Here is a 23,511-nt window from a genome sequence, read left to right as displayed (position 1 = left end):
GCCACGCAGGAAACGGAAAGGGGCGCCATCGGCGCCCCTTTTCCATCCGCCGGCCGCCGGGCTCAGGCGGCGACCAGGCGCACCCGCGCGAAGTTGCGCTTGCCCACCTGCAGCACGCCTTCGAAGCCCGGGGTGAATACCCGCGAGGCGTCCTCGACCACTTCGCCGTCGACCTTGACCGCGCGCTCCTTGAGCTTGCGGTTGGCCTCGGAGTTGGACGGGGTGATGCCGGCGGCGGTCAGCAGGGCGGCGATGCGCAGGCCCTCGGCCGGAACGGCCACGTCCTGCAGCGGCAGCAGCGAGGTATCGCCCTGGCCGGTGACCGCGGCGTGCCAGCCGGCGATCGCGGTCTCGGCCGCGGCGGCGTCGTGGAAGCGGGTGGCCAGCTCGCGCGCCAGGCGCAGCTTGACGTCGCGCGGATTGAGGCCGGCGGCGACCTCCTCGCGCAGCTTGCGCGCCTCGGCGGCGGAGATCTCGAAGCTGAGCAGCTCGATCCACTTCCACATCAGCTCGTCGCCGATCTTCATCGTCTTGTTGACGATGTCGATCGCGGCTTCGGCGATGCCGATGTAGTTGCCCAGCGACTTGCTCATCTTGTTCACGCCGTCCAGGCCTTCCAGCAGCGGCATGGTCAGCACGATCTGCGGCGCCTGCCCGTAGTGCTCCTGCAGGCCGCGGCCCATCAGCAGGTTGAACTTCTGGTCGGTGCCGCCCAGCTCGACGTCGGCCTGCAGCGCCACCGAGTCGTAGCCCTGCACCAGCGGGTACAGGAACTCGTGGATGGCGATCGACTGCTGCGCGGCGAAGCGCTTGGAGAAGTCGTCGCGCTCGAGCATGCGCGCCACGGTGTGCTGGCCGGCCAGGCGGATCATGTCCGCCGCCGACATCTTGCCGAACCACTCGCTGTTGAAGCGGACCTCGGTGCGCTCGCGGTCCAGCACCTTGAACACCTGCTCGGCGTAGGTCTGGGCGTTGGCCAGCACGTCCTCGCGGGTCAGCGGCTTGCGGGTGGCGCTCTTGCCGGTGGGGTCGCCGATCATCCCGGTGAAGTCGCCAATCAGGAAGATCACCTGGTGGCCCAGGTCCTGGAACTGGCGCATCTTGTTCAGCAGCACCGTATGGCCCAGGTGCAGGTCCGGCGCGGTGGGGTCGAAGCCGGCCTTGACCCGCAGCGGGCGGCCAAGCTTCAGCCGCGCCTCCAGCTCCTCGGGCTTGAGGATCTCGTCGGCGCCGCGACCGATCAGGGCAAGGGATTCTTCGACGGAAGGCACGTTCTGCTCCAGCGGGAAGTCGGGGGAAGGGGGCTGACAAACTTGAACGTCATGTTAAGTGCTAGTTAACGGGGGCGCCACCGGAAAGTTCAGGTTCTTCAATGGTTTGACGCATGGATTTCATGTGTCTAAGGTACGCGGCGGTGGGCCGCATTCCGGGGTCCCGTGAAGGAAGCCGTCCAATGCCCCTGACCGAACACCGCGTGCGCAAGCAGCAGTTCCACGACCGGCTCGGGATCCTCCACCACAGAACCCTCCGCCACAAGCTCAAGCTGAAGAAACGCTTCCCGGCGGCCTTCAACACCCGCTGGACCCGCCGCCACTGGGTCCACGCCAGCCTGTTCGCCACCCTCGGCGCCCTGATCGCCACCATCATCCCCGGATTCTCCGCGCAGCTGGAGCCGCAGACCCGGCTGCACGCCACCCTGCCGCTGAGCCTGCCGCCGCTGACCGTGCGCGCGCCCACCGCGGCCCAGCCCGGGCACCAGTGGGAAGTGGTCCAGATCCAGCCCGGCCAGACCCTGGGCGCGCTGTTCGCGGCGATGGGCGTGTCCAGCCAGGTGATGCACCAGATCCTCGAGCAGCCCGGCAACCGCGAGCCGCTCAGCCGCCTGCGTCCCGGCGCCGAACTGGCCTTCGCCCTGGGCGAGGACGGGCAGCTGCACGGCTTCCGCTTCGACCGCAGCCCGACCGAGCGGGTCGAGCTGACCCTGGCCGGCGGCAAGATCCACCAGAAGGTGCTCGAGCGCGCCACCACCACCCGGATCGCGGTGGCCAGCGCCGAGATCGAGCACTCGCTGTACGCCGCCGGGCGCAAGGCCGGCCTGAGCCCGGCCTCGATCGCGGTGATGACCGACGAGATCTTCAAGTACGACATCGACTTCAAGGACGTGCAGCGCGGCGACCGCTTCAGCGCCGTGATCGAGGAGACCTGGCGCGAGGGCGAGCGCATCGGCGGCGGCCGCATCCTGGCGGCAAGCTTCACCACCGGCGGCAAGACCTACACCGGCGTGCGCTTCGAGCACGAGGGCAAGGTCGGCTACTACACCCCCGACGGGCGCCCGCTGAAGAAGAGCTTCATCCGCATGCCGATCCCGTATGCGCGGCTGTCGTCCAAGTTCGGCGCGCGCCACCACCCGGTGCTGGGCAAGATGCGCATGCACAAGGGCGTGGACTACGCCGCCAGCACCGGCACCCCGATCATGGCCGCCGGCGACGCCAGGGTGCAGTTCGTCGGCCAGCAGCGTGGCTACGGCAACGTGGTGATCCTCGACCACGGCAAGGGCCACACCACGCTGTACGCGCACATGTCGCGCTTCGGCAAGATCCGCCAGGGCCAGCACGTGTCCCAGGGCACGGTGATCGGCTACGTCGGCTCCACCGGCCTGGCCACCGGCCCGCACCTGCACTATGAATTCCGGGTCAACGGCCAGCACCGCAACCCGCTGTCGGTGACCATGCCGCCACCGGAGCCGCTCAAGGGCGCCGCCCTGGCCGCGTTCCGGCAGCAGACCGCGCCGACCCTGGCGCGCATCGAGTCGATGGAGCAGCTGCTCTACGCCAGCGCACCCAAGGCGGAGGCGGACAAGGCCGCCGGCAAGCGCGGCTGAGCCGGCGCCCGCGCCTACAATGGCGCGCATGTCCCGACTCTTCCTTGGCCTGATCTCGGGCACCAGCGCCGACGGCATCGACGCGGCGCTGGTCGAATTCCCCGACGGCCCCGCCACCGCGGGCCTGCGCCTGGTCGCCGCCCATACCCATCCCTGGGAAGAAGCCGTGCGCGCACGCCTGGTCGCGATCGGCCAGGGCGGCGAGCCGCAGTCGCTGGACGAGCTGGGCCGGCTGGACGTGCAGGTGGGCGAGGCCTTCGCCGCCGCGGCCCTGGCCCTGCTGCGCCAGGCCGGGGTGGCGCCGGCGCAGGTGGCGGCGATCGGCTCGCACGGCCAGACCCTGCGCCACCGCCCGCACGGCCCGGCGCCGTTCACCCTGCAGGTCGGCGACGGCGCGGTGATCGCCGAGCGCACCGGCATCGCCACGGTCTGCGACTTCCGCCGCCGCGACGTCGCCGCCGGTGGCCAGGGCGCGCCGCTGGTGCCGGCGTTCCACGCCGCCCTGCTGCATTCGCCGGCCGAGGACCGCGCCGTGCTCAACCTCGGCGGGATCGGCAACTACACCCTGCTGCCGCGCGCCGGCGCGATACGCGGCTTCGACACCGGCCCGGCCAACGCCCTGCTCGATGCCTGGTGCCTGCGCCATACCGGCGCGGCGTTCGACGCCGGCGGCGCGTTCGCCGCCTCCGGCAGCGTGGACCAGGCGCTGCTGGCACGGCTGCTGGACGAGCCCTGGTTCGCCCTGCCGCCGCCCAAGAGCACCGGCCGCGAGCAGTTCCACCTGGAGTGGGTGGAAGCGCGCCTGCGTGGCGAGGCCGCGGCCGACGTGCAGGCCACCCTGCTGGAACTGACCGCCGCCACCGTCGCGGACGCGCTGCAGGCGCACCAGCCCGGCACCGCGCGCGTGCTGGTATGCGGCGGCGGCGTGCGCAACCCCGTGTTGATGGCGCGGCTGGGCGCGCGCCTGCCGCAGGTGGCGGTCGAGTCCACCGCGGCCTACGGCCTGGACCCGGATTTCGTGGAAGCGATGGCGTTCGCCTGGCTGGCGCGCGAAACCCTGGCCGGGCGCCCCGGCAACCTGGCGGCGGTCACCGGCGCGCGCGGACCCCGCGTGCTGGGCGTGGTGCACCCGGCCTGAGCGCGGCGCCGCGCGCCGCACCGGAAGAGGAGGATGGCAATGGGCAAGCGTGGCGGGACCTGGATGGCGGCCTGGCTGGCACTGGGCGCGATGCTCGCGGCCGGCGCCCAGGCCGGAGTGCAGTCCGATCCGGTACACGACGGCGCCCCGGCAGCGGCGCCACTGCTGGTGCTGCATGGCGGCGCCGGGGTGGAGCGAGGCAGCCTGGCGGCCGCCGAGGAAGCCGCCGCGCGCCAGGCCCTGGCCCGGGCGCTGCAGGCCGGGCACGCGGTGCTGCGCGAGGGCGGCGCGGCGCTGGACGCGGTGACTGCCGCGATCGCGGTGCTGGAGGACGCGCCGGAGTTCAATGCCGGCCGCGGCGCGGTGTTCACCCACGACGGCCACAACGAGCTGGACGCGGCGATCATGGACGGCGCCAGTGGCCGCGCCGGCGCGATCGCCGGGGTGCGCCGGGTGCGCAACCCGATCCGCCTGGCGCGCGCGGTGATGGAAGCCTCCCCGCACGTGATGCTCGCCGGCGAGGGCGCCGAGGCCTTCGCCGCGGCCCGGGGCATCGAGCTGGTCGATCCGTCCTGGTTCCGCACCGACAAGCGCTGGCGCCAGCTGCAGCAGGCGCGGGCACGCGAGCAGGGCCAGGCCGCCACCGCGCCGGCGCACCCCTACTTCGGCACGGTCGGCGCGGTGGCGCTGGACGCGCGCGGCGGCCTGGCCGCCGGCACCTCCACCGGCGGCATGACCAACAAGCGCTGGGGCCGGATCGGCGACTCCCCGATCATCGGTGCCGGCACCTGGGCCGACGCCCGCTGCGCGGTGTCCGGCACCGGCTGGGGCGAGTACTACATCCGCGCCGCCGCCGCGCACGAGATCTGCGCGCGGGTGCGGCTGGCCGGGCAGCCGCTGGTGCAGGCGGCCGCGGAGGTGATCAACCGCGACATCCCCGCCGCCGGCGGCAACGGCGGCGCCATCGCCCTGGGCGCGGACGGCAGCATCGCCCTGCCGTTCAACACCGGCGGCATGTACCGCGGCTGGATCGGCGCCGACGGGGTGCCGCACGTGGCGGTGTTCGACGAGCCGCTGCCGCTGCCCTGAGCCGGCTCAGGCGCCGGCCAGCAGGCGCTGGTAGCGCGCCAGGTCGGCCGCCGAGAAGCAGCAGAACAGCACTTCCCGCACCACCCGCGCCGGGAACCCCGCCACCGTGGCCAGCGCCAGCGGCGCCGCCAGGTCCGGTGGATAGCCGTACACGCCGGTGCTGATCGAGGGGAAGGCGACGCTGGCGCAGCCATGCGCCTCGGCCAGGGCCAGGCTGTTGCGGTAGCAGGCCGCCAGCAGTTCCGGTTCGCCGGCCTGGCCGCCGCGCCAGACCGGGCCGACGGTATGGATCACGTGCCGCGCCGGCAGGCGGTGGCCGGCGGTGATCCGCGCCTCGCCGGTCGGGCAGCCGCCCAGCGCGCGGCACTCCTCCAGCAGGCCCGGCCCGGCGGCGCTGTGGATCGCGCCGTCGACCCCGCCGCCGCCCAGCAGCGAGGAATTGGCGGCATTGACGATGGCGTCCACCGCCAGGGTGGTGATGTCGGCCTGTACCGCCCGCATTCGCAGGGTCATGGTTCGCGTTCCTCCGTGCCTGGCACTGCGCAGGGTGCCACGCGGCCGGCCCGCGTACAGCCGCGCGACGCCCGCGCAGCTGAAGCAGCGATGACGCAATGTTCCACGGGCCGGGCTGCCGGGGGCGGCTGCAGAAATTAAAATTCCGCTACCCAACGCGCGCGTTCCCCCCCCAGGCCCGCCCCCGACCGGGCCCCGCGCGCCTCCCCCGAGGGTTTGGACATGGAAAAACAACGGCACATCCTGCTGGCCCACCTGGGCCGTTCCGCGCTGCTGGCGCTGGTCATGGCCACCCCGGTGGCGCTGCTGTACGCCGACATCCAGCTGCTGGGCGACGACGTGGGCGAATGGTCGCTGGTCGAGCTGACCCAGCTCGGCTTCCTGGTCGCCACCGTGCTGGCGTTCGTGCGCCTGGCCCGCGCCCGCGCGGACGAGCGCGGCTTCGCCGTGCTGGCGGCCGGCTTCTTCGGCTGCATGCTGATCCGCGAGCTGGACGCGGTCTGGGACCTGCTGTTCCGCGGCCTGTGGTCGATCCTGGTCGCGGCCCTGGCCGCCGCCAGCCTCGGCTACGCCCTGCGCCAGCGCCAGGCCACCCTGGACGCCACCGCGCGCTTCCTGCGCTCGCGCCCGGCGGCGGTGATGACCATCGGCCTGGTGCTGCTGCTGATCTATTCGCGCCTGTTCGGCATGACCACGCTGTGGCACGGCCTGCTGGCGGAGAACTACGTGCGCGTGTTCAAGAACGCGGCCGAGGAATGCACCGAGCTGCTGGCCTACACCCTGATCATGGCCTCGGCCCTCACCTATGCCGCCCAGCGCATCCGCGAGCAGCGCAAGGCCTTGGCCGCGCGCGGCCACGCCCGCGCCGGCGCGGCGCTGCTGCAGGCGCGGCGCGCCTCCGGACGCCACTGAGGCGGCGGATCGCCGGCCGGCGGGCTCAGAAGTCCCGCCCGGCCGGCAGCAGCTTGAGCGCGGCGATGGCCTCGGCCAGCGCCTCCACTTCCTGGTTCTCGAAGCCCGCGCGCACCTCTTCCTCGGCCGCGAACAGGCCCTGCTCCAGCAGCCGGATCACGGCTTCCCGCAGCGGCCAGCCGCGGGCCTGGGCGACGCGCTGGATGCGCTCGGCCAGGATCGGGTCGATGTCGCGCAACACCAGGTCGGGCATGGCCTTGGCGGCTCGGTGGGGGGCGGGGCAAAGACTGCCACGAAGCGCCGCCGCATACGAGTCGCCGGCCGCCGTCAGCGTGCCGGGTCGGCCCCGGCCTCGCGGATCCGCGGCCACAGCCAGGCCAGCAGGGCCAGGGTCGGGACCACGGTCAGCGCCGACAGCACGAAGAAGGTCGCGTACGAGGTGGCCTCGACCACGTAGCCGGACACGCCGCCGGCGAACTTGCCCGGCAGGTTGGCCAGCGACACCAGCAGCGCGAACTGGGTGGCGGTGAAGTTGCGGTCGGTCAGCGAGGACATGAACGCCACCAGCACCGTGCCGGCGAAGCCCTGGGCCACGTTGTCCACGGTGATCGCCGCGTAGAACGCCCAGATCTGCGACGGGTACTGGCTCATCAGCAGGAACGCCAGGTTCGACAGCGCCACGCCGAGGGCGGCGACGAACAGCATGCGGCGGAAGCCGAACGCGGCCACGCACAACCCGCCCAGGAACGCGCCGCCGATCCCGGCCCAGATGCCGTACAGCTTGGACACGGTGGCGATGTCGGCCTTGCTGTAGCCGCTGTCCAGGTAGAACGGGCCGGCCATCACCCCGATCACCTGGTCGGGGAACTTGAACAGGCCGACGAACAGCAGCAGGGCCAGGCCCAGGGCCAGGCCGTTGTTGGCGAAGAAGCTGGAGAACGGCTGCCAGAACGCGCCGAGGAAATCGATCCGGCGCACCACGGTGGCCTCCGGCACCGCCGGCTCGCGCGACAGCAGCGTCGCCAGCGCCGGCGCCAGCATCAGCGCCGCCATCGCCAGGTAGGCCACGGTCCAGCCGCCGAACTCGGCCAGGTAAAGCGCGCCGGCGCCGCCGAGGATCAGGCCGATGCGGTAGCCCAGGGTATAGGTGGCCGCCAGCGCGGCCTGGGCCTGCGCCGGGGCGACCTCGATGCGGTAGGCGTCGACCACCGAGTCCTGGGTGGCGCCGGCGAAGGAGGTGAGCAGCACCCAGCCCACCAGCGGGCCCACGCCCAGCTCCGGGCGGGTGAAGGCCAGCGCGGCCAGGCCCGCCGCCACGCCCAGCTGCGCCGCCAGCAGCCACGAGCGGCGCCGTCCGAGCAGCCCCAGCGGCGCGAACACGTAGCGGTCCAGCAGCGGCGCCCACAGGAACTTCAGCAGGTAGAAGAAGCTGGCCAGGCTGATCAGGCCGATGCTGGCCAGGTCCAGGCCGCCGTCGCGCAGGCGGGTGGACAGGGTCATCGAGGCCACCGGCAGGAACGGCAGGCCGCAGCCGAAGCCCAGCAGCGCCAGGGTCAGCGCCGACGGCGTGCCGAAGGCGCGGCGGATGCCGGCCCAGCCCTTGTAGCGCGGCGGCTCGCCCGCGGGCGCGTTCACGGCAGCGCGCCTTCGTAGTCGACGATGAACGGGGCGTGGTCGGAGAAGCGCTGCTCGCGGTAGATCGAGCAGCCGCGCAGGCGCGGTTTCAGCGACGGGGTGACGAACTGGTAGTCGATCCGCCACCCCACGTTGTTGGCGCGCGCCGCGCCACGGTTGCTCCACCAGGTGTAGTCCTCGCCCTGCGGATGCAGCGCGCGGTAGGCGTCGACCCAGCCGCCGGGCCGCGGCGGGGTGCCGTCGCTGCCCTCGTCCGGGCCGATCATGCCGTTGAGCCAGGCGCGCTCCGGCGGCAGGCAGCCCGAATTCTTCTGGTTGGAGGTCCAGTTCCGGATGTCCTTGCGGCAGCGGACGATGTTCCAGTCGCCGCACAGCACGTAGTCGCGGCCGCTGGCCAGCCACTCGTCGAGCACCGGCTTCAGCCACTCCATGACCTGGAACTTGTAGCCCTGGCGCAGCTCGCCGGAGGAGCCGGAGGGGATGTAGAACGAGACCACGCTGAGGTTGCCGAAGCGCGCCTCGATGTAGCGCCCCTCCTCGTCGAAGTCCGGCCGGCCCAGCACCGTGCGCACCTCGTCCGGCTCGCGCCGGGCGTAGATCGCCACGCCGCTGTAGCCCTTCTTGCTGGTGGCATCGCGGTAGAAGCAGTGGTGGCCGTCGGGGCGGAAGCAGGCGTCGGCCAGCTGGTGCTCCTGCGACTTGGTTTCCTGCAGGCAGACCACGTCCGCGTCCTGGCCGGCCAGCCAGTCGAAGAAGCCCTTGCTGGCGGCCGAGCGGATGCCGTTGGCGTTGAAGCTGATGATGCGCATGCGGGGACGGGTCGGAAAAACAGGCCGACAGCCTACCCAATCGCGCCCGCCGGCGCTGCCTCCGCGGCGCGCCGCGGCCGTATCCTATGCCGCCGTCCCACCGCCGCCATCCCCATGTCCGACCACCGCACCCGCTTCCTGCAGCTGGCCCTGGACGCCGACGCCCTGCGCTTCGGCGAGTTCACCCTCAAGTCCGGCCGTGTCTCGCCCTATTTCTTCAATGCCGGCCGCTTCGACAGCGGCGCGCGCCTGGCCGGCCTGGCCGCCTGCTACGCCGACGCGGTGGACGCGGCCAGGCTGCAGTTCGACGTGGTGTTCGGCCCGGCCTACAAGGGCATTCCGCTGGCCACCGCGCTGGCCTGCGAGTACGCCGGCCGCGGCCGCGACCTGCCGCTGGCGTTCAACCGCAAGGAAGCCAAGGACCACGGCGAGGGCGGCACCCTGGTCGGCGCGCCGCTGGCCGGGCGCCGGGTGCTGGTGGTGGACGACGTGATCACCGCCGGCACCGCGATCCGCGAGGCACTGGGGATCATCGCCGCCGCCGGCGGCACCGTGGCCGGGATCGTGGTCGCGCTGGACCGCCAGGAGATCGCCTCCGAGCAGGACCGCCGCTCCGCCGCGCAGGCGGTGGCGGCGGAGGCCGGGGTGCCGGTGGTGGCGGTGGCCGGGCTGGCCGACCTGCTTGCATTCGCCGCCGGAAACGACACACTGGCGGCGTACCACGCACCGTTGCTGGCCTACCGCGCCCGCTACGGCTGCGACCACACGGGCTGACTGACAGCGCAGGGGGCTGCCGTGACGCCGCAACACATCCGTCCGCTGGCGATGCTGGCGGCACTGGTCCTGCTGCCGGCGCCGGCGATGGCGCAGCAGAAGGCCGCCAACAAGAAGCTCTATTGCTGGGACCAGGACGGGCAGCGCGTGTGCGCCGACACCCTGCCGGCGGAAGCGGCCGGGATGGCGCGCGACGAGATCAGCGCCAGCAGCGGCATGCGCACCGGCCAGGTGCAGCGCGCGCTGACCCCGGAGGAACGCGCCGCGCTGGCCGAGGAGGAGCAGCGCCGGCAGCTGGATGCGATGGCCGAGGAGACCCGGCGCCGCACCGAGCAGGCGATGCTCATCACCTTCCAGGACGAGAACGAACTGCGCCGGGTGTTCAGCGAGCGCGTCACCCTGGTGGAGAACAGCATCGAGACCGCGCGCTACAACGTGGCCAGCCTGCGCGAGGGCCTGGTCACCCTGCTGCGCACCGCCGCCGAGCGCGAACTGGCCGGCAAGCCGGTGGCCGAGAAGCTGGCCGCCGACATCCGCCAGCGCCATGCGCAGCTGCTGTACCACCAGCTGCTGCAGCGCAATTTCGAGCGCCAGCGCGCGGCGCTGGACGGCGAGATCGAGGCCACCCTGGAGCGCTACCGGGCGCTGAAGTCCGGCACCACCGCCGCTGCACCGGCCACCGCCGCGGCGCAGTAAGGCCGCCGGCCGCGCCCGCGGCGCGGCGGCCCCGCTCCGCTCAGAACGGCAGGGTGCGCCCGGGCAGCAGCGGCTGCAGCTGCTCGCGGAACAGGGTGCGGATCCGCGCCAGCGCCGGCTCGTCGTCGGCCTCGAAGCGCAGCACCAGCACCGGGGTGGTGTTGGAGGCGCGCAGCAGGCCCCAGCCATCGTTCCAGTCCGCGCGCAGGCCGTCGATGGTGGTCAGGCGCGCGCCGGCGAACGCCGAATCCTCGGCCTGGGCCGCGGCGGTGAACCGCTCCACCAGCACGTGCGGGTCCTCGCCGTCCTCCAGCGCGACCTTGATCTCCGGGGTGGACACGCTGTCCGGCAGCGCGTCCAGCACCTCCGAGGGCGCCTCGAAGCGGCCGGCCAGGATCTCCAGCAGGCGCGCGGCCGCGTACAGGCCGTCGTCGAAGCCGTACCAGCGCTCCTTGAAGAAGAAGTGGCCGCTCATCTCGCCGGCCAGCTCGGCCTCGGTCTCGCGCATCTTGGCCTTGATCAGCGAGTGCCCGGTCTTCCACATCTGCGGGCTGCCGCCGTGGCGCAGGATGTAGTCCTGCAGGCGGCCGGTGCACTTGACGTCGTAGATCACCATCGCGCCCGGGTTGCGCTGCAGGACGTCGGCCGCGTACAGCATCAGCAGGCGGTCGGCGTAGACGATGCGGCCCTCGCGGGTGACCACGCCCAGGCGGTCGCCGTCGCCGTCGAAGGCCACGCCCAGGTCGGCGTCGAACTGGCGGACGGTCTGCACCAGGTCCTCGAGGTTGCGCGGCTCGCTCGGGTCCGGGTGGTGGTTGGGGAAGGTGCCGTCGACGTCGCAGTACAGCGGCACCACCTCGGCGCCGATCGCCTCCAGCAGGCGCGGCGCGATCTCGCCGGCCACGCCGTTGCCGGCGTCGGCCACCACCTTGAGGGGGCGCTCCAGCTGCACGTCGTCGGCGATCCGGCGGACGTAGTCCTCGGCCACGTCCTGGGTGGCGTAGCTGCCCGGGGCGTCGCTGCGCAGGCGGCCGTCGCGGATGCGTGCGTACAGGTCGACGATCGCCTCCCCGGACAGGGTCTGGCCGCCGACCACGATCTTGAAGCCGTTGTAGTCCGGCGGGTTGTGGCTGCCGGTCACCGCCACGCCGCTGCCGGCGCGCAGGTGGTAGGCGGCGAAGTACACCACCGGGGTCGGCACCATGCCGATGTCGATGACATTGCGGCCTGCCTTGCGCAGGCCCTCGACCAGGCCCTCGACCAGCTCCGGCCCGGACAGGCGGCCGTCGCGCCCGACCACGATGTCGGTGAGGCCTTCCTCGGCCATCACCGTGCCGATCGCCTGGCCGATGCGCGCGGCCACCTTCGCGTCCAGCTGGCTGCCGACCACGCCGCGGATGTCGTAGGCGCGGAAGATCGCCGGGTCCACCGCGACGTCGTCTTCCGGCGCCGGCGCCGGTGCGGCCGGGGTGGAAGCGGCCGGTGCCGGGCGCGGCTCCTGCTTCAGGGTCTGGCCCAGGGTCGGGGCCTCGTCCACCGGCGCCGGGGCGGCGCTGCGGCGCCGCCGCAGCTTGCCGCCGGCGGCCAGCAGCGCCACCAGCACGCCCAGCGCCAGCACCGTCGCCGCCGCCAGGCACGGCAGCGCGCCCAGCCCGAACGGGCCGGCGCCCGGATCCGGCGCCGCCGCGGCGGCGCGCAGGCCCTCCTGGCCGACCGGGCGCGACAGCACGTCGGCGCTGCCGCCGAGGCCGGCGTCGCCGCGCTCGAGCACGTTGTAGTTGCCCTGGCGCAGGGCCAGGTAGGCGCCGTCGGGCACCGCCGCGGCCTCGGTCGCGGCGGTCAGCACGCCCAGCGGCAGGCGCACGTAGGCGACCGCGGCGTCCTGGCCCAGGCGGACCGGCGCCGCCACGCCCAGGGCGATGCGGTCGGCGTCACGCACCACCGTGGCGACCGCCTCGTCCTGCGCCAGCGCGCGCTGCAGCAGGGCCAGGCGGGCGTAGCCGAAGGTCGCCGCGTCGGCATGCGCCGCGGCCAGGTCGGCGCGCAGCACCTGCGCCTGCTCGGCCTTGTCCCAGCCGGCCTCCAGGGCGGCGGCGGCCGCTTCGGCATCGCCGGCCTCCAGGGCGGCGGCGACCGCGGCGCTTTCCAGGCGGCCGGCCAGGGCGCGGGTCTGCGCCCGCACCGCCGCGGCGGTGGCCTCGACCACCTGGTCGCGCGCCGCCTCCAGCTGCGCCAGGCGCTGGTCGGCCTGCCATTGCCGCACCCCGCTCCAGGCGAACCAGCCGGCCAGCAGCGCCAGCAATGCCGCCAGCAGCAGCGCCCCCCGCCGGACCTGCGACAGCCCCGGACCCGCGTCCTTCTGCTTCATCCCCGCCCCCTGTTTCACCGTACGCCCGTGTGGCCGAAACCGCCCTCTCCCCGGGCGCTGGCCGCGAACGTGTCCACTACCTTCAGTTCCGCTCGCACGATTGGTGCCAACACCAGCTGGGCGATGCGGTCGCCCGGCTCGATGGTGAAGGCTTCCCGGCCCCGGTTCCAGGTGCTGATCAGCAGCGGCCCCTGGTAGTCGGCGTCGATCAGGCCGGTGCCGTTGCCCAGCACGATGCCGTGGCGGTGGCCCAGGCCCGAGCGCGGCAGCACCAGCGCGCACAGGTTCGGGTCGCCGATGTGGATCGCCAGGCCGCTGGGGACCAGCGCGGCGTCGCCGGGCTGCAGCACCAGCGGAGCCTCGATGGCCGCGCGCAGGTCCATGCCAGCGCTGGACTCGGTGGCGTAGGCCGGCAGCGGCCAGCTGTCGCCGAAGCGCGGGTCCAGCAGCTTCACCTCCAGCACCCGGGAGCTCATGCCTGCAGCCTCTCGGCCACCAGCGCCACCAGGGCGTCGGCCAGCTGCACCTTGGGCGCGGAGGCGAAGTCGCGCTCGCCGCCCGGCCAGAACGCGGTCATCGCGTTGGTGTCGCTCTCGAACCCGGCGCCGGGCACGCCCACGCGGTTGGCGATGATCAGGTCCAGGCGCTTGGACGTCAGTTTCTGCCGCGCATAGTCGGCCACGTTGTCGGTTTCGGCAGCGAAACCCACCACCAGCTTGAGCCCGGCGTCCTCGCGCGCGGCCACCTCGGCCAGGATGTCCGGGGTGCGCACCAGGTCCAGGGCCAGCACCTGGCCGGTGCCGGTCTTCTTGATCTTGCTCGGCGAGAACGCGCGCGGGGTGTAGTCGGCCACCGCGGCGGCGCCGATGTAGATGTCCGCCGGCAACGCGGCGAACACCGCCTGGCGCATCTGCTCGGCCGAGCGCACGTCCACCCGCTGCACCCCCGGCGGGGTCGGCAGCTGCACCGGACCGGCGACCAGCACCACCTCCGCGCCGGCGCGGGCGGCGCTGGCGGCCACGGCGAAGCCCATCTTGCCGCTGCTGCGGTTGCCCAGGTAGCGCACCGGATCCAGGTCCTCGTAGGTCGGGCCGGCGGTGACCACCACCTTCAGGCCCTGCAGCAGGCCCGGCGTGGCGGCCGCGGCCGGGGCCGCGGCGGCGCCGCCGGCCAGGGCGGCGACGATCGCCTCCGGCTCGGCCAGGCGGCCGGGGCCGGATTCGCCCTCGGCCAGCGGGCCGTCGTCCGGGCCGATCACCTGCACCCCGCGCGAGCGCAGCAGCTCGACGTTGGCCACGGTGGCCGGGTGCTTCCACATGCGGTGGTTCATCGCCGGGGCCACCGCCAGCGGGGCCTCGGTGGCCAGGCACAGGGTGGTGACCAGGTCGTCGGCCAGGCCGTGGGCCAGGCGCGCCAGCAGGTCGGCGGTGGCCGGGGCCACGACCACACGGTCGGCCCAGCGTGCCAGCTCCAGGTGGCCCATGGCCTGTTCGGCGGCGGTATCCCACAGGGTGGTGCGCGCCGGATGCCCGGACAGGGCCTGGAAGCTCAGCGGGGTGACGAACTGCTGGGCGCCGGCGGTCATCGCCACCTGCACCTGGGCGCCGGCGTCGCGCAGGCGGCGCACCAGTTCCAGCGCCTTGTAGGCGGCGATCCCGCCACCGACGCACAACAGGATCCGCTGTCCCGCCAGGGCGGCGGTGGCCGTTGCAATCACTTGGAAATTCCTACCCGGGAAAGGGCTACAAGCTTACTCCAGGCGGCGCTTCCGCCTGATTCCCGCGAGCCTGCGCGGACGGCACCCTTGGGCATATGCGGATCCGTGACTGGCCAGCCGGTGAACGTCCACGGGAGAAGCTGCTGGCGCACGGCGCGGCGGCGCTCTCCGACGCCGAACTGCTGGCCCTGTTCCTCGGCTCCGGCCTGCGCGGCCGCGACGCGGTGCAGACCGCGCGCGAGCTGCTGGCCGCGCACGGCCCGTTGCGCGCCCTGCTGGACCGGCCGCCGCGGGCGCTGGCGCGCCTGCCAGGGGTGGGTCCGGCCCGCGCCTGCGCCCTGGCCGCGGCCCTGGAACTGGGCAACCGCCACCTGGCCGCCGCCCTGGAGCGCGGCGAGGCCCTGACCGACCCGGCCAGCGCCGGCCGCTACTTCGCCCGCCGCCTGCGGCCGCGCCTGCACGAGGTCTTCGCCGCCCTGTTCCTGGACAACCGCCACCGGGCGCTGGCGTTCGAGGAGCTGTTCACCGGCACCATCGACGGCGCCGAGGTGCACCCGCGCGAGGTTGTGCGCCGGGCCCTGGCGCACAACGCCGCGGCGGTGATCGTCGGCCACAACCATCCCTCCGGCTGCCCCGATCCCTCGGCCGCCGACCGCGCCATCACCGCCCGGCTGCGCCAGGCCCTGTCCCTGGTGGAGGTGCGGCTGCTGGACCACTTCGTGGTCGGCGACGGCGAGCCGGTGTCGATGGCCGCGCGCGGCCTGCTCTAGGCCCCGCCGGCGCGGGCATCGGCCCGGGCCCGCGGACCGGGTAAAATAGGCGGCCAAACCGCAGAACCGGTCCCCCGTGAAGATCCTCCTGAAGGCCCTGGTCAGCCAGGGTATCGAAGCCCTGCGCGTCGCCGGCAAGCTGCCCGCCGACGCCCCCACGCCCGACTTCGTGATCGAGCGCCCCAAGACCCGCGAGCATGGCGACTTCGCCACCAACGCGGCGATGCTGCTGGCCAAGGCCGCGCGCACCAACCCGCGCGCGCTGGCCCAGGCGCTGGTCGAGGCCTTCCCCGCCAGCGACGACATCGCCCGGGTGGAGATCGCCGGGCCGGGCTTCATCAACTTCCACCTGGCCCCGGGCGCGTGGCAGCGCGAGGTCGCCGGCGTGCTGCGCCACGGCGCCGAGTACGGCCGCAACACCTCCGGCCAGGGCCGCACCGCCGGCGTGGAATACGTCTCGGCCAACCCGACCGGCCCGCTGCACGTGGGCCACGGCCGCGCCGCGGCGATCGGCGACTGCATCGCCCGCGTGCTCGACGCCAACGGCTGGAAGGTCAAGCGCGAGTTCTACTACAACGACGCCGGCGTGCAGATCGAGAACCTGGCGCGCTCGGTGCAGGCGCGCCTGCGCGGGCTCAAGCCGGGCGACGCGCAGTGGCCGGCGGAGGCCTACAACGGCGACTACATCCAGGACGTGGCCGACGCCTACCGCCGCGGCGAAACCGTGCAGATCGAGGGCCACGCGGTCACCGGCAGCGGCGACGCCGAGGACATCGAGGCCATCCGCCGCTTCGCCGTGGCCTACCTGCGCAACGAGCAGAACCAGGACCTGGCCGCGTTCGGGGTGGAGTTCGACATCTACTTCCTGGAAAGCTCGCTGTACCGCGACGGCAAGGTCGAGGAGACCGTGCGCGAGCTCACCGCCAAGGGCCACACCTACGAGGAAGGCGGCGCCCTGTGGCTGCGCACCACCACCTTCGGCGACGACAAGGACCGGGTGATGCGCAAGTCCGACGGCACCTACACGTACTTCGTGCCCGACGTGGCCTACCACCTGAGCAAGTGGCAGCGCGGCTACGAACGCGCGATCACCGAGCTGGGCGCCGACCACCACGGCTCGCTGGCGCGCGTGCGCGCCGGCCTGCAGGCGCTGGACGTGGGCATCCCGCAGGGCTGGCCGGAGTACGTGCTGCACCAGATGGTCACGGTGATGCGCGGCGGCGAGGAAGTGAAGCTGTCCAAGCGCGCCGGCTCCTACCTGACCCTGCGCGACCTGATCGACGAGGTCGGCCGCGACGCCACCCGCTGGTTCCTGGTCGCGCGCAAGCCCGACTCGCAGCTGGTGTTCGACATCGACCTGGCGCGCCAGCAGAGCAACGACAACCCGGTGTTCTACGTGCAGTACGCCCACGCCCGCGTGGCCGCGCTGTTCCGCCAGGCCGGGGAGAAGGGCTACGCCTTCGACCAGGACAACGGCCTGGCCAACCTCGCCCGCCTGGACGACGACGGCTCGCTGACGCTGGTCGTGGAACTGTCGCGCTACCCGGAGGTGGTGGAGGCGGCCGGCCAGTCGCTGGAACCGCACCTGGTGGCGCAGTACCTGCGCGACCTGGCCTATGCTTTCCACACTTGGTACGCGAACACGCCGGTGCTGGTGGACGAGGCCCCGCTGCGCGACGCGCGCCTGGCGCTGGCCCGCGCCGTGCAGCAGGTACTGGCCAACGGCCTGGGCCTGCTCGGCGTGGGCGCGCCGGAGCGCATGTAAGGCACCAGGCTACGGAGACCGGAAGACGATGGCGGCAAGACGCGGCAAGAGCCAGGCACGACGCAACGGCAGCAGTGGCCGGCCGGCGTGGGTGTGGCTGGTGGCCGGCCTGGCGCTCGGCGCCCTGGTGGTGCTGGGCGCGCCAGTCCTGCTGAAGCAGGACGGCGACGGCTTCGTCCGCTTCGGCCCGCGCGCCGATCCCGACGCGCAGCCGCCGCCGGTGGCCGACCCGGAGGCCATCGCCGAGACCGCGCCGGCCGAGCCGGCGCGCCCCGCCGCGCCGCCACCGCCGCAGTACGACTTCTACACCGTGCTGCCGGGCAACGAGGTGCGCATGTCCGACGCCGAGCTGGCCGCCAGCGCGCGCGAGGAACAGGCCCGCCGCGAACGCGAGGAGGCGCGCCGCGCCCGCGATGCGCTGGAAGGCCGCGCCCCGGACCCGGTGCCGTTGCGCGAGCCGGACCCGGCCATGGCCGGCGCCTCCACCGCCATGCCGGCCGCCGGCAGCGATGCCGGTGCGCCCACGCCCGCCCCGCCGGCGCCGGCCCAGGCCGCTACCGGCACGGGCGAGGCACGCTACATCCTGCAGGCCGGCGCCTTCGGCGCGCCCGGCGATGCGGAGGAAGTGAAGGCCAAGATCGCCATGCTCGGGCTCAGCGCCCGGGTGGAATCCGGCGAGGCCGGCGGGCGCACCGTGTACCGCGTGCGCATGGGGCCGTATGGCAGCGCCAGCGAGCTGGCCGCGGCCAAGCAGGCGCTGGCCGAAGGCGGCCTGCCGGCGGTGGCGATCAGGGCGCAGTGATTCCGCCCCGGGCGGAATCACCCCAAGGTTTGCCCGGCACAATCCCGGGCCCCGTGCCCGCTGCATCCATACCCCCTGCGCCCGCCGGCGCGCACCCCCTGGCCCAGGGGGTGCTGCCCATGCCCACAGCGCCCAGGGAGGCCGAAGCCCGGCCTCGCATGCGGTGGGCCACCGTCGCGTGATGGTGCGAGAATCGGCGGGTTTCTCCCGCGAGGAAATCCACGATGTCCAAGACCGTGTTCATCACCGGCGCCACCTCCGGCTTCGGCCTGGCGGCGGCGCGCCGTTTCGTCTCCGCCGGCTGGAAGGTCGTGGCCACCGGCCGCCGCGCAGACCGCCTGCAGTCCCTGGTCGCCGAGCTCGGCGCGGACAACGTGCACCCGGCGGTCTTCGACGTGCGCGACGCGGCCGCCATGGATGCCGCCCTGGCCGCGCTGCCGGAGGCCTTCGCCGGGATCGACGTGCTGGTCAACAACGCCGGGCTGGCGCTGGGCACCGCGCCGGCGACCCACGCCTCGCTGGACGACTGGAAGGTGATGATCGACACCAACATCACCGCCCTGGTCACGCTCACCCACCGCCTGCTGCCGAAGCTGGTCGAGCGCCGCGGCGCGGTCATCAACATCAGCTCGGTCGCCGGCGTGTACCCGTACCCGGGCGGCAACGTCTACGGCGGCACCAAGGCCTTCGTCAGCCAGTTCTCGCTGAACCTGCGCAGCGACCTGCACGGCACCGGCGTGCGCGTGACCACGATCGAGCCGGGCATGGCCGAGACCGAGTTCACCCTGGTCCGCACCCACGGCAACCAGGCCGCCTCCGACGCGCTGTACAAGGACGCGCACCCGATGAGCGCCGAGGACATCGCCGAGCAGATCTACTACGTGGCGACCCTCCCGCCGCACCTCAACATCAACCGGCTGGAGATCATGCCGGTGACGCAGAGCTTCGCCGGCTTCCAGGTGCACCGCGGCTGACGGCCGGCGGCGGCCGCGCCGCCGCGCGCCGGCACCGTCACTCGAACGGCGAGTCGGTCAGGTAGGTGTAGCCGGTCAGCCCCGCCTCCAGCGCCGCGGCCATGGCCAGCGCCTCTTCCTGCGGCAGCCCGGCGTCGTGCACCCGCTGCGCGTAAGCCGCGCGCAGGTCGTCCAGGCGGTAGCCCACGTAGTCCAGCATCACGTCGGTGGTGTCGCCGCGGCGCTGTTGCGCCAGCTCGTAGCCGCCGCCCTCGGCCAGTCGCACCTCGACCGCGTCGGTATCGCCGAACAGGTTGTGGATGTCGCCGAGGATCTCCTGGTAGGCACCGACCAGGAAGAAGCCGAGGCGGTAGCGCTCGCCGCGGCGCACCGGGTGCAGCGGCAGCGAGGTGTCCAGGCCGCCGTTCTCGACGTAGGTCTTGACCGTGCCGTCGGAGTCACAGGTCATGTCGGCGACCACGCCGCGGCGGGTCGGCGCCTCGTCCAGGCGCTCGATCGGCACGATCGGGAATACCTGGTCGATCGCCCACACGTCCGGGATCGACTCGAACACGCTGAAGTTGACGAAGTACTTGTCGACCAGGCGGTCGTTGAGCTCGTCCAGCACCGGGCGGTGGCTGCGCTCGTTGCCGTCCAGGCGCGCGCGCACGCCGTTGAGCACGGCGTAGAACAGGTCGTCCACGCGCGCGCGCTGCGGCAGGTCGATCTGGCCCAGGGCGTAGGCAGCCAGGCCTTCGGCATGGAAGTGCTGGGCCTCGTGGAACAGCTCCAGCGGCGGGCGGCGGTCGAGGTCGGCATGCAGCTCGCGCAGGTGGCGGATCGCCGCCGGCTCGTCGTCGTGCGGGTCCGGCACGCGCCCTTCCGGCGCCTGCTCGACCTCGATGGTGTCGGCCACCAGCACCGCGTGGTGCGCGGTCATGGCGCGGCCGCACTCGGTGACGATCCGCGGCGGGGCCAGGCCCTGCGCCGCGCAGGCCTCGGCCAGCGGCTGCACGATGTTGGCCGCGTACTGGTGCAGGCCGTAGTTGATCGAGCACTCGCTGCGCGAGCGGGTGCCTTCGTAGTCGATGCCCAGGCCGCCGCCCACGTCCATGTAGCGGATGCCGGCGCCCAGCCGCGACAGCTCGCTGAAGTAGCGCACCGCCTCGCGCATGCCGTTGGCGATGTCGCGCACGTTGGAGATCTGCGAGCCCATGTGGAAGTGCAGCAGCTGCAGGCAATCGGTCATGCCGCTGTCGCGCAGGTTCTTCCACAGGTCCAGCAGCTGGCGCGGGGACAGGCCGAACTTGGCCTTGTCGCCGCCGCTGTTCTGCCACTTGCCGGCGCCCAGCGAGGCCAGGCGCATGCGCACGCCCAGGCCCGGCTGCACGCCCAGCGCGCGCGCCTCCTCCATCGCCAGCCGCAGCTCGGATGGCTTCTCGATGACGATGAAGGTCTCCAGGCCCAGCTTGCGCCCGATCAGGGCCAGGCGGATGTACTCGCGGTCCTTGTAGCCGTTGCACACCACCAGCCCGCCGGGCCGCGACAGCGCCAGCACCGCCATCAGCTCCGGCTTGCTGCCGGCCTCCAGGCCGAAGCCCTCGCCGTGGTGCGAGGCCAGGGTGCCGGCCACGCCGCGGTGCTGGTTGACCTTGATCGGGTACACCGCGGTGTAGCCGCCGGCGTAGCCGGCGTCGTCCATCGCCAGGGCGAAGGCCGACTGCAGCTGCGCCAGGCGGTCGCCGAGGATGTCCGGGAAGCGCAGCAGCAGCGGCAGCTGCATGCCGCGCGCGCGCGCCGCCTCCACCAGCTCCGGCAGCGGCAGCGCCGGGCCGCCCTCGCCGCGCGGCCGCACCTGGATCGCGCCGTCGGCCACGTCGAAATAGCCCCCGGACCAGTGCGGGATGGACCAGGTGGCGCGGGCGCGGTCGGCGGACCAGTCGCTCATCGGGCAGGACTCGGATGGTGAAAAGGACGCGCATTCTAGCGCCGACGTGCGCCGCGCTCCGTTACAATGCGCGCCCTTCGCCGCCGCCCCCCGGCGGCGCCCCGCCCTCCCGGCCGCCGCCGCGGCACCCCCTGCTCCCCACGAGGACTGCCCATGAGCACCCAGGACAACTGGTACATCGAGCGTTTCGAGCCGACCGGATCGGCCATCGGCTACCGGGTCGAGGCCAAGCTGGACGAGGTGCAGTCCCGCTTCCAGAAGATCGAGGTCTACCGCACGACCGACTGGGGCAACCTGATGCTGATCGACGGCGCGGTGATGCTCACCAGCCGCGACAACTTCCTGTACCACGAGATGATCACGCACCCGGCGCTGTTCACCCACGCCGCGCCGAAGCGCGTGGTGATCATCGGCGGCGGCGACTGCGGCACCCTGCGCGAGGTGCTCAAGCACCCGGGCGTGGAGAGCGCGACCCAGTGCGACATCGACGAGCAGGTCACGCGCATGGCCGAGAAGCACTTCCCGGAGCTGTGCGAATCCAACGCCGACCCGCGCGCCGAGCTGCTGTTCGACGACGGCGTGGCCTACATGGCCAACTGCCCGGCCGGCAGCGTGGACGTGGTGATCGTCGACTCCACCGACCCGGTCGGCCCGGCCGAGGGCCTGTTCAACAAGGACTTCTACGCCAGCTGCTTCCGCGCCCTGAAGGAGGACGGCATCCTGGTGCAGCAGTCCGAATCGCCGCTGGCGCAGCTGGAGCTGATCAAGGCGATGCGCGCGGAGATGGGCAAGGCCGGCTTCTCGACCTTCAAGACCCTGCCGTTCCCGCAGCCGTGCTACCCGACCGGCTGGTGGAGCGTGACCCTGGCGCGCAAGGGCCAGGGCTTCGGCTTCCGCGAGGCCGACGCCGAAGCCAAGGGCTTCGGCACCCGCTACTACACCGCGCACCTGCACCGCGGCGTGCTGGTGGCCCCGCCGTTCGTGGCCCAGGCCCTGGGCGAGTAAGCCGGACCCGGCCCGGCGGCCATGTCCCCGCCGGCGCCGCCACGCGCTGACCCGTTCAGCTGGCGGCAGGGAAACCTGAACTTTTTAAGGCTCCGTTCTGCGAACGGAACATAGCCTTTTCTTAACATTCATAGTTACCAGACGCGCCGGTTTTATATTTGCGCCTGGTGTTACCCCCCACCCCGCGGCTCCCCCTTCCCCTTCCCGCGGGCACGAAGAAGAAGAAGAGCCATGAACACCTTTGCCGATGCCGCAGGCATCGCCGGGCGGCAGTTCGAGACGCCCGTGCTGCTCAAGGAAGGCACCCGCCTGCTGGAGCCAGACGTCTACCGCACCCTGGTCAAGGGCCGCGTGGCCGTGGTCAAGGATTACAGCCGCTACCGCCGCACCCCGCTGGCGCCGCTGGCGCGGCTGCTGGTGCGGCGCGAGGCGCGCGCGCTGGGCCGCCTGCGCGACTGGGCGCACGCGCCGATGCTGCTGGGCATCGTCGGCGGCTTGGCGCTGGCGATGGAGTTCGTGCCGGGCGAACCGCTGGGCGCGCAGCGCCGGGTCAGCGAGGACACCTTCCGCCAGCTGCGCGGCGCGTTGGCGCACCTGCACGCCAACGGCATCACCCACAACGACCTGCACCCGGCCAACGTGATGGTCAGCGGCGACCGCGTGGTCCTGCTGGACTTCGCCTCGGCCCTGCGCGTGCCGCGCTGGATGCGCAACGCCCCGGTGGTGCGCGAGCTGCGCCGCAGCGACCTGGCCAACGCGCTGAAGATCGAGCAGCGCCTGACCGGCCGCGCGCCGGGCGAGTTCGTGTCGCAGGTGCTGGCCGATCCGCGCTGGGTCACCGCCGTGCGCGATGGCTGGAAGCGCTTCTACCGCGGGTTCAAGGCCACCTTCGGCGGCTGAGCCGCCGACCGGATCGCCGGCGCGCCTCAGAGCGCGTCGGCGTCCAGCTCGCCGGTGCGGATGCGCACCACCCGGCCCAGGTCGTACACGAACACCTTGCCGTCGCCGATCTTGCCGGTGGCCGCGGCCTTGACGATCGCCTCCACCACCGCGTCGACGCGGTCGTCGGTCACCGCCACCTCGACCTTCACCTTGGGCAGGAAGTCGACCACGTACTCGGCGCCGCGGTAGAGCTCGGTGTGGCCCTTCTGCCGGCCAAAGCCCTTGACCTCGGTGACGGTGATGCCCGCGATGCCCTGGCTGGCGAGTGCCTCGCGCACGTCGTCCAGCTTGAACGGCTTGATCACGGCCATGATCATCTTCATGCGTTGGTCTCCGGGTCGCCACATGGGATAACGGGGCGCACAGGATACCGCGCCGCGCTGCTTGCCCAGCAGCACCCGCCTCCTGTCCAATGCGCCAGGCTCGGAGTTTTCCCACGCCGCGCCGCGAACCCCGCCGACTGCCGTGCCCCCCGTCGCCGGCGCACACTGCCCATCCCGCCGGAGGAGCACCCATGATCGACCTGAACCACATCGACGACCTTGCCCGCCGCCTGAGCGAGCTGGTCCCGCCGGGCCTGCGCGAATCGCGCGAGGAGCTGCAGGCCAGCTTCCGCGCCGCGCTGCAGGCCGGGCTGTCGCGCCTGGACCTGGTGACCCGCGAGGAGTTCGACGTCCAGCGCGCGGTGCTGCTGCGCACCCGCGAGAAGCTGCACGAGCTGGAGCGGGCGGTGGAGCAGCTGGAAGCCCGGCTGGCCGCCGGCGACGGCGGAAGCGGCACCGCCCACTGATCCA

23 protein-coding genes are annotated in these 23,511 nt (G+C 72.9%); 13 read left to right on the top strand and 10 right to left on the bottom strand.

Translation table 11 applies throughout. The annotated features are described in order from the left end of the window. Nucleotides 1-62: 62 nt before the first annotated feature. Complete coding sequence (tyrS, locus tag PSEJ31_RS0101045; RefSeq protein WP_028914390.1) at nucleotides 63-1,271, bottom strand: tyrosine--tRNA ligase; 1,209 nt, start codon at nucleotides 1,269-1,271, stop codon at nucleotides 63-65. A 182-nt stretch (nucleotides 1,272-1,453) separates the two neighbouring features. Here tyrS and PSEJ31_RS0101040 point away from each other — a divergent pair, with 182 nt between their 5' ends. From PSEJ31_RS0101040 to PSEJ31_RS0101030, 3 genes are all read left to right on the top strand, one after another. Then, the gene (locus PSEJ31_RS0101040; RefSeq protein WP_028914389.1) at nucleotides 1,454-2,881 is read left to right on the top strand and encodes a peptidoglycan DD-metalloendopeptidase family protein; all 1,428 of its coding nucleotides are present in this window, start codon (nucleotides 1,454-1,456) and stop codon (nucleotides 2,879-2,881) included. Nucleotides 2,882-2,900: 19 nt separating this feature from the next. After that, nucleotides 2,901-4,019 (top strand): anhydro-N-acetylmuramic acid kinase, encoded by a 1,119-nt coding sequence (locus PSEJ31_RS0101035; RefSeq protein WP_028914388.1) that lies wholly within the window; start codon nucleotides 2,901-2,903, stop codon nucleotides 4,017-4,019. A gap of 90 nt (nucleotides 4,020-4,109) precedes the next feature. Next, on the top strand, nucleotides 4,110-5,108 hold the full coding sequence (locus PSEJ31_RS0101030) for an isoaspartyl peptidase/L-asparaginase (RefSeq protein ID WP_051403629.1): 999 nt from the start codon (nucleotides 4,110-4,112) through the stop codon (nucleotides 5,106-5,108). Between the two features lie 6 nt (nucleotides 5,109-5,114). Here PSEJ31_RS0101030 and PSEJ31_RS0101025 read toward each other — a convergent pair whose 3' ends face one another. Further along, a complete protein-coding gene (locus tag PSEJ31_RS0101025; protein ID WP_026010175.1) occupies nucleotides 5,115-5,621 on the bottom strand; it encodes an O-acetyl-ADP-ribose deacetylase in 507 nt (168 codons plus the stop codon). Between the two features lie 222 nt (nucleotides 5,622-5,843). On the opposite strand from PSEJ31_RS0101025, the gene PSEJ31_RS0101020 reads away from it, so the two are divergent. Then, nucleotides 5,844-6,533: a hypothetical protein gene (locus PSEJ31_RS0101020; RefSeq protein WP_019398609.1), complete on the top strand. Its 690-nt coding sequence runs from the start codon at nucleotides 5,844-5,846 to the stop codon at nucleotides 6,531-6,533. A gap of 25 nt (nucleotides 6,534-6,558) precedes the next feature. Here PSEJ31_RS0101020 and PSEJ31_RS0101015 read toward each other — a convergent pair whose 3' ends face one another. From PSEJ31_RS0101015 to PSEJ31_RS0101005, 3 genes are all read right to left on the bottom strand, one after another. Further along, nucleotides 6,559-6,786 carry a hypothetical protein gene (locus PSEJ31_RS0101015; protein ID WP_028914386.1) on the bottom strand — a complete coding sequence of 76 codons (228 nt, stop codon included), beginning with the start codon at nucleotides 6,784-6,786 and terminating at the stop codon, nucleotides 6,559-6,561. Nucleotides 6,787-6,860: 74 nt separating this feature from the next. Further along, the gene (locus PSEJ31_RS0101010; RefSeq protein WP_028914385.1) at nucleotides 6,861-8,168 is read right to left on the bottom strand and encodes an MFS transporter; all 1,308 of its coding nucleotides are present in this window, start codon (nucleotides 8,166-8,168) and stop codon (nucleotides 6,861-6,863) included. Further along, a complete protein-coding gene (locus PSEJ31_RS0101005) occupies nucleotides 8,165-8,977 on the bottom strand; it encodes an exodeoxyribonuclease III (RefSeq protein WP_019398612.1) in 813 nt (270 codons plus the stop codon). Before PSEJ31_RS0101005 ends, PSEJ31_RS0101010 begins: the two co-directional genes overlap by 4 nt. A 114-nt stretch (nucleotides 8,978-9,091) precedes the next feature. Here PSEJ31_RS0101005 and pyrE point away from each other — a divergent pair, with 114 nt between their 5' ends. Then, the gene (gene pyrE, locus PSEJ31_RS0101000) at nucleotides 9,092-9,751 is read left to right on the top strand and encodes an orotate phosphoribosyltransferase (protein ID WP_019398613.1); all 660 of its coding nucleotides are present in this window, start codon (nucleotides 9,092-9,094) and stop codon (nucleotides 9,749-9,751) included. A 51-nt stretch (nucleotides 9,752-9,802) separates the two neighbouring features. Beyond that, on the top strand, nucleotides 9,803-10,447 hold the full coding sequence (locus PSEJ31_RS0100995; protein ID WP_037034215.1) for a hypothetical protein: 645 nt from the start codon (nucleotides 9,803-9,805) through the stop codon (nucleotides 10,445-10,447). Between the two features lie 40 nt (nucleotides 10,448-10,487). On the opposite strand, the gene PSEJ31_RS17170 is transcribed toward PSEJ31_RS0100995, so the two are convergent. The 3 genes from PSEJ31_RS17170 to coaBC are packed head-to-tail and all read right to left on the bottom strand — an operon-like array spanning nucleotide 10,488 to nucleotide 14,532. Next, nucleotides 10,488-12,815, bottom strand: coding sequence for a phosphomannomutase/phosphoglucomutase (locus PSEJ31_RS17170; RefSeq protein ID WP_051403595.1), 2,328 nt, complete (start codon nucleotides 12,813-12,815; stop codon nucleotides 10,488-10,490). A gap of 14 nt (nucleotides 12,816-12,829) precedes the next feature. Continuing rightward, on the bottom strand, nucleotides 12,830-13,291 hold the full coding sequence (dut, locus tag PSEJ31_RS0100985; RefSeq protein WP_019398196.1) for a dUTP diphosphatase: 462 nt from the start codon (nucleotides 13,289-13,291) through the stop codon (nucleotides 12,830-12,832). After that, nucleotides 13,288-14,532 carry a bifunctional phosphopantothenoylcysteine decarboxylase/phosphopantothenate--cysteine ligase CoaBC gene (gene coaBC / locus PSEJ31_RS0100980; RefSeq protein ID WP_051403594.1) on the bottom strand — a complete coding sequence of 415 codons (1,245 nt, stop codon included), beginning with the start codon at nucleotides 14,530-14,532 and terminating at the stop codon, nucleotides 13,288-13,290. Before coaBC ends, dut begins: the two co-directional genes overlap by 4 nt. A 95-nt stretch (nucleotides 14,533-14,627) precedes the next feature. On the opposite strand from coaBC, the gene radC reads away from it, so the two are divergent. The 4 genes from radC to PSEJ31_RS0100960 all read left to right on the top strand — a co-directional run bounded on the left by radC (nucleotide 14,628) and on the right by PSEJ31_RS0100960 (nucleotide 18,843). Continuing rightward, nucleotides 14,628-15,302: a DNA repair protein RadC gene (radC, locus tag PSEJ31_RS0100975; RefSeq protein WP_028914381.1), complete on the top strand. Its 675-nt coding sequence runs from the start codon at nucleotides 14,628-14,630 to the stop codon at nucleotides 15,300-15,302. Nucleotides 15,303-15,378: 76 nt separating this feature from the next. Continuing rightward, complete coding sequence (gene argS / locus PSEJ31_RS0100970; protein WP_028914380.1) at nucleotides 15,379-17,067, top strand: arginine--tRNA ligase; 1,689 nt, start codon at nucleotides 15,379-15,381, stop codon at nucleotides 17,065-17,067. Between the two features lie 28 nt (nucleotides 17,068-17,095). Next, nucleotides 17,096-17,869, top strand: a complete 774-nt coding sequence (locus PSEJ31_RS0100965; RefSeq protein ID WP_028914379.1) for an SPOR domain-containing protein — start codon at nucleotides 17,096-17,098, stop codon at nucleotides 17,867-17,869. 224 nt (nucleotides 17,870-18,093) lie between these two features. After that, nucleotides 18,094-18,843: an SDR family NAD(P)-dependent oxidoreductase gene (locus PSEJ31_RS0100960; RefSeq protein ID WP_028914378.1), complete on the top strand. Its 750-nt coding sequence runs from the start codon at nucleotides 18,094-18,096 to the stop codon at nucleotides 18,841-18,843. Nucleotides 18,844-18,880: 37 nt separating this feature from the next. Here the strand turns inward: PSEJ31_RS0100960 and speA are convergent, their stop codons facing one another. Continuing rightward, complete coding sequence (gene speA / locus PSEJ31_RS0100955; RefSeq protein ID WP_019397622.1) at nucleotides 18,881-20,770, bottom strand: arginine decarboxylase; 1,890 nt, start codon at nucleotides 20,768-20,770, stop codon at nucleotides 18,881-18,883. Between the two features lie 153 nt (nucleotides 20,771-20,923). Here speA and speE point away from each other — a divergent pair, with 153 nt between their 5' ends. Both speE and PSEJ31_RS0100945 read left to right on the top strand, forming a co-directional pair. Next, nucleotides 20,924-21,775 carry a polyamine aminopropyltransferase gene (gene speE / locus PSEJ31_RS0100950; protein ID WP_019397621.1) on the top strand — a complete coding sequence of 284 codons (852 nt, stop codon included), beginning with the start codon at nucleotides 20,924-20,926 and terminating at the stop codon, nucleotides 21,773-21,775. A gap of 231 nt (nucleotides 21,776-22,006) precedes the next feature. Next, complete coding sequence (locus PSEJ31_RS0100945) at nucleotides 22,007-22,675, top strand: RIO1 family regulatory kinase/ATPase (protein ID WP_051403593.1); 669 nt, start codon at nucleotides 22,007-22,009, stop codon at nucleotides 22,673-22,675. Nucleotides 22,676-22,701: 26 nt separating this feature from the next. Here the strand turns inward: PSEJ31_RS0100945 and PSEJ31_RS0100940 are convergent, their stop codons facing one another. After that, the gene (locus PSEJ31_RS0100940) at nucleotides 22,702-23,040 is read right to left on the bottom strand and encodes a P-II family nitrogen regulator (protein ID WP_019397619.1); all 339 of its coding nucleotides are present in this window, start codon (nucleotides 23,038-23,040) and stop codon (nucleotides 22,702-22,704) included. A gap of 191 nt (nucleotides 23,041-23,231) precedes the next feature. Here PSEJ31_RS0100940 and PSEJ31_RS0100935 point away from each other — a divergent pair, with 191 nt between their 5' ends. Continuing rightward, on the top strand, nucleotides 23,232-23,507 hold the full coding sequence (locus PSEJ31_RS0100935; protein ID WP_019397618.1) for an accessory factor UbiK family protein: 276 nt from the start codon (nucleotides 23,232-23,234) through the stop codon (nucleotides 23,505-23,507). The last annotated feature ends 4 nt before the right edge of the window (nucleotides 23,508-23,511 follow it).

It is taken from the genome of Pseudoxanthomonas sp. J31, assembly GCF_000510725.1.
Lineage (GTDB): Bacteria > Pseudomonadota > Gammaproteobacteria > Xanthomonadales > Xanthomonadaceae > Pseudoxanthomonas.
Note: the sequence above shows the minus strand (reverse complement) of the source record. Positions and strands in the feature narration are given on the sequence as shown.